The sequence below is a fragment of the Enterobacter cloacae complex sp. P42RS genome, from assembly GCF_014930595.1.
Classification (GTDB): Bacteria; Pseudomonadota; Gammaproteobacteria; order Enterobacterales; family Enterobacteriaceae; genus Enterobacter; species Enterobacter bugandensis.
Genome location: NZ_JADBRK010000021.1, coordinates 17,536 through 29,084, shown reverse-complemented (window position 1 = coordinate 29,084; position 11,549 = coordinate 17,536). Strand labels below are relative to the sequence as shown.

Genomic DNA, 11,549 nt, shown 5'->3' with positions numbered 1-11,549 from the left:
ATTCAGAACCCGTAAGTGACAGGCTTACCGTCTTTACCGCCGGAGGTTATTTCGACTTCATTAATGGCGTCTTTTGTCCGGGCGGGGTTATGCCACTGGTACGGATTGCCCCACGGGTCTAACGGCACATGCTGGCTAAGATAAGGGCCATTCCAGTTTTGCGCGTTGGAAGGCTTTTCAGTCAGCGCTTTCAGACCTTGTGTTTCAGTTGGATAACTGCCGGTATCGAGGCGATATTGCCCGAGTGCCTCAGCAAGCGAGCGCATCTGGCGCATGGCGGTTTTCTCCTTAGCCGAGTCGACATTTGAGAAGACTTTTGGCCCGACAAATCCTGCCAGCAGCGCAATAATCATCAGCACGACCAGCAGTTCAAGCAGGGTGAAACCACCCTGTTTTCGCATCACGTTTGTTGCATATTTCATTGAGAGAGTTCCTGGTTGGATAATAGTTGTGATTAATTCCTGAATTTTCCCTGATAAAAGAGCGGGAACACAGGTATGCCATCTTTTTTAATTGGTGAAGATGGGAAAATTAAATAAAGAAGCGTCTTACAGGATGCGAGAATTATCCCGCGCTGTCGTTGAAGTATTTATTATAAATGCGAGAGATATTTCTTATTTAACGCGGAGGGTTTCCTGATTCACCACTCTATTATCCCCAACGATCTCGGCGCTAAAAAAAAAGACAATTTGCGAGGTAATCCACAGGACTATCATCACAAAGCAATAAGGAACTTTGATGAAAAAACTTACATTATCTCTGTTAATTGGTAGCGCACTAATGGCGCAGTCGGCTTTCGCGGCGCAGGCACCGCGAGCGGTCACCTATCTGACCTCCTGGGGCGTTCCGGTCGAGTCCGTTGAGGATATGAAAGAGGTGAAAGCGGATACGTTCCTGCTTTCATTTGGTGGCTGGGATGCAAGCGGTAAGCTGTCCAGTTCCGATAATATTGTTGCAGTACCACAATATGATCCCTGGTACATTAATGCGCCAGCCTATGTCGTGTGGAGTCAGCTGAAGCTGGCGCACCCGGAGAAAAAAATGATGCTGGCGCTCGGCGGCGAGACGTATTCCGCGATGTGGTCTTATCTGAATAACGCGCAAACGCGAGAAACGCTGGCGCAGAATCTGGTGAATCTGCTGAATACCAACTTCCCGGTATATAAAAAGAACCTGAAGCCGGAAGAGATGGTTGGCGAATGCCTGAGCGCCGACTGGCAAGGCAAATGTAATATGGCGAACTACCAGAAGGCGGGTACCGTTCAGCTTGACGGCATCGATTTTGACTTTGAAAAGCCCGATCGCGTCACGCCAGAGGAAAACGCAAACCTGCTGGATCTGGCTGAACGGGTTCGTAGCAAGCTCAATGCGTCCGGCAGCAAAAAGCTGCTGAGCCTGACCACCTATCACGTTGGTGCTGACCCGGAGAACTGCCGCAACAGCGCGGTAACCGAGAATTGTTCCTTCGTTGAGGCGGCTCGCTCTTCACACCATGGCGAAGTTCTGCCGCTGCTGACGCAGGGGAAAAACGTTTTCGATTTCTTCAACGTCATGGCCTATGACGCCGGCCCACGCTTTAAGTATGACGTGGCGATGGCTAACTACGCCCGGGCAGTGGGTGATAAGAGCAAAATCGTTCTCGGTCAGACCATCAACTCCCAGTGGGGGCCAGAAGGTCGCTTTGTTGAAAACCGACAGAACAACGTAAACCGTGCGGGCTGGCAGGCGGAAAACGGCTATGGTGGGTTCTTTATCTGGACGTTGGGTTCAAACGATCAGCAGCTGTCCATCTCGCAGCAGGTTGACTATTTCAATGAAATGAAAGAGCGCGCGGACCTGATGTCGCCTGAACGCCCGCAGGACACCGTCGCGCCAACTGCGCCAGCAGGACTGAAGGTGCTGAACAATGGCTTGACTATCACCCTTGCCTGGCAGCCCTCCACCGATGACCGTGGCGTAGTGGGATATGACATCTACCGTAATGACATCAAAGTCGGGTCTTCAACGGACACCCAGTGGACCGATAATGCGGTAGAGACCGGCGGTGTGGTGTACCACTACAGCGTGAAAGCACGTGATGCAGCGAACAATATCTCTGAAAGCAGCAACGTGGTTAAGGTAGAAACCGTACAGGTCGAAGAGGGACGTCCTGACGCGCCAGGCGGCCTGGCCCTGGTTTCTTCGACGGAAAACAGCCTGACGGTGAAATGGAATGCGGTAGACAACGCGGTGAAATACCATGTACTACGCGATGGGGCGGAGTTACTCACCGTAAGCGGAACGCAGATCTTCGACAGCGGCCTGCGCGCGGGAACAACCTACAGCTACCAGGTGATCGCCGAAAATGCCAAAGGTCATCAGTCTCTCGCCAGTACACCGCTTAAAGCCACGACGAAAGAGGGGTCTGTGACGCCTGAGCCGGAAGGCGAGTGGAAAGTCGGTACGCGCTATAAGACTGGAGAAATTGTCACGTATAACGGCACACAGTATCGCTGCGTGCAAGGGCATACGTCTCAGTCCGACTGGGCGCCGACTGCGGCTGCGACGCTTTGGCAGCCTGTTCCTTAATCTTTCGCGGCCCTCGCAAGGGGGCCATTTTCAGGCGTAAGCGCGCCTTATTTATTACTTTTTGTTAACTTATTGTTATCATTTATAGTGCAAAAAATTAACAATGGCACTATTGTAGTGCAATATTTGCACTGTTTTTGTGCGTTTCATGTTCTTTTCCGGCCTTTATCGTCTCAGGATGCCGCTTGCATCTGTAACAATACGTTGCTGTAACCCCTTCATTTACTACCGCTTTTTTAAATCTCTTTTGAACCATTAGAAAATTGGTTCGTTTATTGCTTAATCATTAGCACGATAAGTAGCACGCCATATCAATAACTTATCGTTCATAAAAAGAAAATAACGATGATAGTGAGCGAACCAATATGGAAAAACCGTCACGGTTTCTGGCCAATTCCAGCACCGCGCTTGAGCAACTGCGCGGGCTAATCAACCAGCATGAGTCAACACCAGGCACTCCGCTGCCCACGGAACGTGAGCTATCGGAAACACTCGGCGTAGGACGACGCGAAGTGCGTCGCGCGCTGGACGTGCTGGAAGAACAAGGGCGGATCTGGCGTAAACAGGGCAAAGGCACCTTTATTGGTCCGGCTGCCCCTGTTGAACCGCTGGCCCTTCAGGGATTGGTTCAGCAGACCAATCTGCTGGAAGTGATGGAAGCTCGTATACAGATCGAACCCGGCTTAGCCCGGCTTGCGGCACTGCGTGCCACCAGGGAAAACCTCGCGCTCATGCAGCGCATGCTTGAACGCATCGACAAGGTCAGCCCGGATGACCGCGATCTCAATGAACTCTGGGATAGCGCCTTTCACCGCGCCATTGCGGAGGCCGCGGGTAATCGCCTGATGCTTGGCCTGTTTGACGCCATTGACGCCGTGCGGCGCGAACCCGGCTGGCAGCATCTGCGTGAATTAGCCCGCACGCCCGAACGTGTCGACAGCTACAACGACCACCATCACAAGATCATGTCCGCGATTATCCATCGCCAGCCTAATGAAGCAGCGGCCGCCATGCGCGAACACCTGCTCAGCCTGCAAAACGCCCTGATTCAGGCGATCCACCTTGAGGACGATTTCACGCTATGACGACGATCCCGTTTAAGGACTCCACGCCTGTACTCCGGCTGAATAATCTCAACGTTAAGTTTTCCGGCTCGCCGGTCAGCGTCCTGGACGGCATTTCCCTGACGGTCAAAGCGGGCGAAACGCTGGCGCTGGTGGGGGAGTCCGGCTGCGGGAAAAGTATCACCTCACTGGCGCTGATGGGTTTACTGCCCGCCAGCGCGCAGATTGTCAGCGGCGAGATGCAGTTTCGCCGCCACGACCTGCGCAAGCTCTCCCAGCGGGAGTATGCCGATCTGCGTGGGAGCGAGCTGGCGATGATTTTCCAGGAGCCGATGACCTCGCTTAATCCGGCCTTCACGTTAGGCGATCAGCTCAGTGAAGCGGTCATGCGTCACCAGAACGTTACGCGCCCGGAGGCGATGAAGGTCGCGCTGCAGATCCTTGAGAAGGTGCAGATCCCGGCGGCAGAGATGCGCCTCAAGGCGTATCCGCACCAGCTTTCCGGCGGCATGCGCCAGCGCGTGATGATTGCCATGGCCCTGATCAACCACCCTAAACTGCTGATTGCCGATGAGCCGACCACCGCGCTCGACGTCACCATCCAGGCGCAAATCCTGACCCTGCTGAACACCCTAAAAGAGGAAACCGGCACGGCGGTGCTGATGATCACTCACGATTTGGGCGTGGTGGCTGAAGTGGCGCAGCAGGTGGCGGTAATGTATGCCGGGCAGGTGGTAGAGCAGGGAAGCGTTGAGGCAATATTCGCTGATCCGCAGCACCCGTACACCATCGGCCTGATGGGCTCGATCCCTTCGCTGGGCGCACGCAAAGGCCAGCTCTCCACCATTCCCGGAACGGTCCCGCTGCCGGAATCCATGCCGCAAGGCTGCCGTTTCGCGACGCGCTGCCCGTTTGCACAGTCGCGCTGTCATGATGAAAAACCGCAGCTCACCACGCTCGGCGCGGGCCATCAGGTTGCCTGCTTCCGCGTGCCGCTCGAACACCACATCGCCCTGGGAGAGACCGCATGACCACGCCCATTCTTGAAGCTCGCGACCTCAGCAAGATGTTCCCTGGCACGAAAAAACTGTTTACTCCGGCGCGTTTTGTCACCGCTGTTGATCGCGTTTCCCTTTCCGTTATGCCAGGGGAAACGCTCGCTATCGTAGGCGAATCTGGCTCCGGGAAATCCACGCTGGGCCGCTTGCTGCTGCGCCTTCTGGCAGCCAGCGAAGGGCGCGTGTTTTATCAGGGCGAGGAGATCACTCACGCGACTGGCGCGCGCCTTAATCAGCTCCGGCGCGAACTGCAGATTATTTTTCAGGATCCTTTTGCCTCGCTGAATCCGCGCATGACGGTGGAGCAGATCGTCGGTGAGCCGCTGTGGCTGCACCAGAACATGAAGAAAGCGGATCGTCAGTACCGCGTCGCGGAGCTGCTCAAGATCGTTGGCCTGCCTGCCGCCTGGGCCGGGCGCTATCCGCACGAGTTTTCCGGCGGGCAGCGCCAGCGTATCGGCATTGCGCGCGCGCTGGCTTCGGGGCCAAAGCTGCTGCTGGGCGACGAGCCGGTTTCCGCGCTGGATGTGTCGGTGCAGGCGCAGGTGGTAAATCTGCTGGAGAGCCTGAAGCACCAGCTGGGGCTGACGATGGTGATCGTCGCCCACGGTCTGGCGGTGATCCGCCACATGAGCGACCGCGTGGCGGTGATGTACCTTGGGCAAATCGTTGAGCTTGCCACCGTCGACGAGATCTTTGACGCACCGCTGCACCCTTACACCCAGGCGCTGATCGCATCGGCGCCGCAGATGCAGCCGGGCGTTGAGCGCGACGCGCCGCTGCTGCAGGGGGATCTGCCGAACCCGGCTAACCCGCCGTCGGGCTGTCGCTTCCACACCCGCTGCCCGTACGTCACCGACGAATGCCGCCAGGTCGAGCCGATTAATCAGGTGCTCGACGGCGGGCGTCAGGTTGCCTGCCACCGCTGGCAGGAAATTAACCGCGATCGCAGCGTTATCCAGATCGCACCGCCATCCGCAGCCTTTCTGCGCCGCCGCGCGCTGTTTGAACACGCGGCCACTCACTCCTCCCTTCCTTCAAGGAACTCATGATAATGACAATGCGTAATTCTCTTTTGACCGTACTGGGAAGTGTTATGTTGCTTGGCGCGGCGCTGCCCGCCCATTCTGAAAGCGTGCTGCGAATCGGCCTGGGAGCAGACCCGGACATGCTCGACCCGCACCTGGCGCGCACCTACTATGGCCGCTTCGTGTTTGCCTCCCTGTGCGACAGGCTGGTGGACGTCGACGAGCATCTGAAGGTCGTGCCAGGTCTCGCGAAATCGTGGGCCTGGAGCGCCGACGGCAAAACGCTGACCATGGATCTGCGCGAAGGCGTGACCTTCCATGACGGAGAGAAATTCGATGCCGCCGCCGCGAAATACAACCTGGACCGCGCCCTGACCCTCAAAGGCTCCCTGCGGAAAAGCGAGATCTCCTCCGTGGAATCGGTAGAGGTCACCGGCCCGATGCAGATAGCGCTGCACCTTAAAACGCCGGACGCCGCGCTGCTGATGCAGCTTACCGACCGCGCGGGCGCGATGATGGCGCCCGAGGCCGCGAAAAAGCCTGACTTTGCCGCCCATCCTGTCTGTTCCGGCCCGTACAAGTTCGACAGCCGCGTGTCGCAGGACCGCATCGTTCTGACCCGCTTCGACAACTACTGGAACAAAGGCGCCTACCACTTCGACAAAATTATCTATCTGCCGATCCCGGATGCCTCCGTGCGCCTCGCGAACCTGCGCGCGGGCGATCTGGATCTGACCGAAGGCATCGCCGCCAGCGACGTCAAAACCGTCGAAGCCGACAGCAAGCTGGCGCTGGCGAAGGTCACCGGCCTGGGCTATCAGGGGATCACCTTCAATATTAACAACGGCAAGGTCCCGGCGAACGATCCGTTCAAAGATGCCCGCGTGCGCGAGGCGTTTTCTCAGGCCATCGACCGCGATGCGTTAAACCAGGTGGTCTTCGAAGGGCTGTATACGCCAGCCAACCAGGCGTTTTCGACGGTGAGCCCGTATCACGTGAATCTGCCGGTTCCGCCGCGCGACGTTGATAAAGCCAAAGCACTGCTCAAAGCGGCAGGCGTCACCGCGCCGCTGACCGTCAACCTGCTGGTGCCGAACAACCCAACCTCGCAGCAGGTGGGTCAGGTATTGCAGGCGATGGTCGCCGAGGCCGGCTTCACGCTGAACCTGCAGATGACCGAATTTGCCACGCTGCTGGATCGCCAGCAGAGCGGTGATTATCAGCTGAGCTTCTCCGGCTGGTCGGGTCGCCCGGATCCGGACGGCAGCATCTACGGCTTTATCCACAGCAACGGCACGCTTAACGATGGCCGTTACAGCAACGCGCAGGTCGATGAGTGGCTGACGCAGGCGCGCCAGAGCACCGACCAGGCCGCCCGCCAGCCGCTGTATGACAAGGTGGTGAAGCAGCTGCAAACCGATATGCCGATTGCCTACCTCTACTTCGAGCCGCGCATTTTTGGCCTGAACAAGCGCGTGCAGGGCTTTAAGCCTTACCCGGACGGCATCGTGCGTCTGGCGGGTTTGACGCTGGCGAAATAAACGTCCTGAGGAGAACCCATGCTGGAACTGATTTGCAAACGTCTGCTGCTGGCCGTCCCGACGCTACTGCTGGTGAGCATGATGGTGTTCGGGCTGCAAAAGCTGCTGCCCGGCGACCCGCTGATTGCGATGGCCGGTGAGGAACGCGATCCGGCGGTGATCGCCCAGCTGCGCGCGGAGCTGAACCTGGATGCACCAATCCCGGTTCAGTATTTCCACTGGCTGACGCGGGCGCTGCAGGGCGATTTGGGCGTCTCCTTGCGCACGCACGAGCCGGTGACCGAGCTTATCGCCAGCAAGCTGCCGGTTACGCTGGAGCTGTCGCTGCTGGCGATGATTATTGCGCTGGTGTTTGGCATCAGCATGGGGATCCTTGCGGCGGTGAACAAAAACAGCTGGGTCGATCACGGGGCGAACTTCGTGGCGATCTCAGGGATCTCTATTCCCCACTTCTGGCTGGGGATCCTGCTGATTCTGGTCTTCTCGGTGAACCTGCAGTGGCTGCCCGCGTCCGGCTACGTGCCGTTCAGTGAAGATCCGCTTCAGAACCTGCGCACGCTGCTGCTGCCCGCGTCCGTGCTCGGAACCGGGCTGGCGGCGACGCTGATGCGCCATACCCGCGCGTCGATGATTGCGGTGCTGAAAGCGGATTATATCCGTACCGCACGCGCCAAGGGGCTGCTGCCGAAGGCGGTCATTCTAAAGCACGCGTTTCGCAACGCGCTGGTGCCGGTGATCACCCTCACCACGCTGCTGTTCGGCGAGCTGCTGGGCGGCGCGGTGCTGACCGAGCAGGTGTTCACCATTCCGGGCTTTGGCAAGATGATCGTCGACTCGGTGTTCAACCGTGACTACGCGGTGGTGCAGGGCGTGGTGCTGATCGTGGCGATCGGCTTCCTGCTGCTCAACCTGCTGGCCGACGTGCTTTACGTCCTTATCAACCCGAAAATGCGAGGTTAACGATGGCGGAACTGACGACGCAAACCGTAGCCCCCGCGCTGCCGCGCGCGCAGAACCGGGTGCTGAAGAAATTCCTCGGCAATAAAAGCGCGGTGATTGGCGCGCTTGTGGTGGGTTTCTTTGTGCTGGTGGCGCTGCTGGCGCCGTGGATCGCCCCGTTTGATCCGGTTAAAGCCAACTTCCTTGCGGTGCGCAAAGCGCCGTCAGCGATGTACTGGTTCGGCACCGACGAGCTGGGGCGCGACATTTTGTCCCGCATTATCTGGGGAGCGCGAACCTCGCTGATGGCGGGCTGTATGTCGGTGGTTATCGCGGTGGTCATCGGCGTGCCGCTGGGGCTGGTGGCGGGCTACTTCCAGAAGATGTGGGACGGCGTCATCTCGCGCTTTATCGAGGCGCTGCTGGCCTGTCCGTTCCTGATCATGGCGATCGCGCTGGGGGCATTTTTAGGCCCGAGCCTGACCAATGCGATGATCGCCATCGGTCTTTCGGCGATGCCGATCTTCGCCCGCCTGACGCGCGGGCAGGTGATCGCCATTCGCAACGAAGAGTACATCGACGGCGCGCGGGCGATAGGCCTGCCGGATCTCTGGATCATCATTAAATACGTTCTGCCAAACGTGATGTCGCCGATCCTGGTTCAGGCCACGCTGGCCATTGCCTCGGCGATTATTGCCGAAGCCAGCCTGTCGTTTTTAGGGCTGGGGCAGCAGCCGCCCAATCCGTCCTGGGGGTCCATGCTCAATACCGCGAAAGGTTTCCTTGAGCAGGCGCCGTGGATGTCCGTTTTCCCCGGCGTGGCGATTTTCCTTGCCGTGCAGGGCTTTAATTTACTTGGCGACGGGCTGCGCGATGCGCTCGATCCGCGCCACGACTAAGGAGTCATGATGACCAAAGCGCTTGATTTTACATCCGGTTACGCTTCACGCCGCCCGCCGATGATGGGCCACAACGCCGTTGCCACTTCGCAGCCGCTGGCGGCGCAGGCGGGAATGAAAATGCTGCAGCTGGGTGGCAACGCCGTCGATGCGGCCATTGCCACCGCCATGGCGCTGACCGTTGTTGAGCCGACCGGCAACGGCATCGGCAGCGACGCCTTTGCCATCGTCTGGGACGGTGAAAAACTTCACGGCCTGAACGCGTCCGGGCGCTCGCCGGCCAGCTGGCATGCGGATCTGTTTGCCGGTAAAAGCGCAGTGCCGGAAATCGGCTGGGACGCGGTGACGGTGCCGGGTGCGGTGTCGGGCTGGGTGGCCCTGGCAGAACGCTTCGGCACGCTACCGCTGACCACGCTGGCGCAGCCTGCGATTGACTACGCGCGCAACGGCTTCCCGGTCTCGCCGCTGATTGGTCATCTCTGGCAGCGCGGCTATAACAAGCTGAAAGATCAGCCGGGCTTTAGCGCCTGCTTCGCGCCGGAAGGCCGCGCCCCGCGCGTGGGGGAGATCTTCCGTAATCCAGCGCAGGCTCATTCGCTGGAGCTGATTGCCAAAACCAACGGTGAAGCCTTTTACCGTGGTGAGCTGGCGCAGAAAATCGCCGCCTTCGCCCAGGAGCATGGCGCGCACCTGTCAGCGGAAGATCTGGCAAACCATCGCGTGGACTGGGTTGACCTGCTGTCGCGCGACTTCGCGGGCGGCTCGGTACAGGAGCTGCCGCCAAACGGGCAGGGGATCGCCACGCTGATTGCGCTCGGTATTCTGGAGCAGTGCGGCATTGAGAAACATCATCCGGACTCCGTGCAGTCTCTGCACTTATCCATTGAAGCCATGAAGCTGGCGCTGGCGGATCTCGACCGCTACGTGGCGGATGAAGAACATATGGAGTTCGCAGCAAAAGAGCTGCTGAGCGACCACTATCTGAAGTCGCGTGCGGCGCTTATCGATCGCGATAACGCCTCTGACTTTGTGTACGGATCACCGACGCAGAGCGGCACGGTCTACATCAGCACCGCGGACGCCAGCGGGATGATGGTTTCGTTTATCCAGTCCAACTTTATGGGCTTCGGTTCAGGCATTGTGGTGCCGGATACCGGAATCAGCCTGCAAAACCGCGGCTGCGGCTTTGTGCTCGATCCCAAACACCCGAACGCGCTGGCGGGCAGCAAGCGTCCTTTCCACACCATCATTCCGGGCTTTGCGATGGACGGCAACGGCCAGCCGCTGATGTCCTTCGGCGTGATGGGCGGCCCGATGCAGGCGCAGGGGCATATGCAGATGGCGCTGCGCATTATGCTGCACGGGCAAAACCCGCAGGCGGCCATCGACGCGCCGCGCTGGCGCGTGGTGCAGGGCAGGGAAGTGATTGTTGAATCGACGTTCGATCGCAACACCATTGCCGCGCTGCGCGAGCGCGGGCATAAGATCGTGGTGGAAGATCCGCTCCAGGATTACAACTTCGGCGGTGCGCAGGTGATCTATCGTATGCCGGAAGGGCACTACGTGGCCGCGACGGAAAGCCGCAAGGACGGGCAGGCGTTAGTGAGTTAAAAGAAGCGAGCAACATTGGTAGGCCGGGTAAGGCGTAGCCGCCACCCGGCATTTTTTCACCCAATGCTAAACGGATCCGCATCCTGCCAGGCCGGAAACTTCTCCCGATACTCCTTCAGCGCCGTCAACGACAGCTCCGCATCAATGCGCGTCGCCTGATGCGGCTCGGCGGTGGCAATAATCTCGCCCTGCGGGTTCACCACCCGGCTGTCGCCGCGATAGTGGTGGCCGTTGCCGTCCGTCCCCACGCGGTTACAGCCCACCACGTACGCCTGGTTCTCAATCGCGCGAGCCACCAGCAGCGCCTGCCAGTGCAGCGAGCGCGGCGCGGGCCAGTTGGCGACGTACAGCGCCAGGTCGTAATCGTTGCGGTTGCGCGACCATACCGGGAAGCGCAGGTCGTAGCAGACCAGCGGCAGGATGCGCCAGCCGCGCCACTCGAACACCACGCGTTCGTTACCGGCTTCATAATGATGATGTTCATCGGCCATGCGGAACAGGTGGCGTTTATCGTAAAAATGCACCTTTCCTTCCGGCTCAACCAGCAGGAAGCGGTTCACCGGGCCGCGTTCCGTCTGCAGTGCGGCGCTCCCGGCGATCAGCGCGTTGGTTTGCTGCGCTTTGGCATGCATCCAGGCGACCACCTCTTCCTGGGGCATCGACTGTTTCGCCGCTTCCATCGCAAAGCCGGTGGTAAACATCTCCGGCAGGACAATCACATCTCGCCCGGTAATCTCTTCCAGTTGACGATCAAAGTGGCGCAGGTTGGCAGGGCCATCCATCCACACTAAAGGCTGCTGCAAAATCGAAATCTTCAAACCAGGCACGATACAGACTCCTC

At 58.9% G+C, this 11,549-nt stretch carries 10 protein-coding genes; 8 read left to right on the top strand and 2 right to left on the bottom strand.

The window, feature by feature from the left end; translation table 11 throughout:
• Positions 1-2 precede the first annotated feature (2 nt).
• Positions 3-422, bottom strand: coding sequence for a type II secretion system major pseudopilin GspG (gene gspG, locus IM314_RS19215; protein WP_045630682.1), 420 nt, complete (start codon positions 420-422; stop codon positions 3-5).
• Between the two features lie 316 nt (positions 423-738).
• On the opposite strand from gspG, the gene IM314_RS19210 reads away from it, so the two are divergent.
• The 8 genes from IM314_RS19210 to IM314_RS19175 all read left to right on the top strand — a co-directional run bounded on the left by IM314_RS19210 (position 739) and on the right by IM314_RS19175 (position 10,708).
• On the top strand, positions 739-2,568 hold the full coding sequence (locus IM314_RS19210; protein ID WP_193358846.1) for a glycosyl hydrolase family 18 protein: 1,830 nt from the start codon (positions 739-741) through the stop codon (positions 2,566-2,568).
• Between the two features lie 365 nt (positions 2,569-2,933).
• Complete coding sequence (locus tag IM314_RS19205) at positions 2,934-3,653, top strand: FadR/GntR family transcriptional regulator (protein WP_193358847.1); 720 nt, start codon at positions 2,934-2,936, stop codon at positions 3,651-3,653.
• Positions 3,650-4,663 carry an ABC transporter ATP-binding protein gene (locus IM314_RS19200; RefSeq protein ID WP_193357437.1) on the top strand — a complete coding sequence of 338 codons (1,014 nt, stop codon included), beginning with the start codon at positions 3,650-3,652 and terminating at the stop codon, positions 4,661-4,663. The genes IM314_RS19205 and IM314_RS19200 overlap by 4 nt, the downstream gene beginning before the upstream one ends.
• Complete coding sequence (locus IM314_RS19195; protein ID WP_193358848.1) at positions 4,660-5,742, top strand: ABC transporter ATP-binding protein; 1,083 nt, start codon at positions 4,660-4,662, stop codon at positions 5,740-5,742. Before IM314_RS19200 ends, IM314_RS19195 begins: the two co-directional genes overlap by 4 nt.
• Before the next feature lie 2 nt (positions 5,743-5,744).
• Positions 5,745-7,259 (top strand): ABC transporter substrate-binding protein, encoded by a 1,515-nt coding sequence (locus IM314_RS19190; protein WP_028012067.1) that lies wholly within the window; start codon positions 5,745-5,747, stop codon positions 7,257-7,259.
• 18 nt (positions 7,260-7,277) lie between these two features.
• Positions 7,278-8,219 (top strand): ABC transporter permease, encoded by a 942-nt coding sequence (locus IM314_RS19185; protein ID WP_028012068.1) that lies wholly within the window; start codon positions 7,278-7,280, stop codon positions 8,217-8,219.
• Positions 8,220-8,221: 2 nt separating this feature from the next.
• Positions 8,222-9,097, top strand: a complete 876-nt coding sequence (locus IM314_RS19180; protein WP_193358849.1) for an ABC transporter permease — start codon at positions 8,222-8,224, stop codon at positions 9,095-9,097.
• Positions 9,098-9,106: 9 nt separating this feature from the next.
• Positions 9,107-10,708, top strand: coding sequence for a gamma-glutamyltransferase family protein (locus IM314_RS19175; protein ID WP_193358889.1), 1,602 nt, complete (start codon positions 9,107-9,109; stop codon positions 10,706-10,708).
• Positions 10,709-10,764: 56 nt separating this feature from the next.
• Here the strand turns inward: IM314_RS19175 and IM314_RS19170 are convergent, their stop codons facing one another.
• Positions 10,765-11,535 (bottom strand): amidohydrolase, encoded by a 771-nt coding sequence (locus IM314_RS19170; protein WP_041911141.1) that lies wholly within the window; start codon positions 11,533-11,535, stop codon positions 10,765-10,767.
• Between the last annotated feature and the right edge of the window lie 14 nt (positions 11,536-11,549).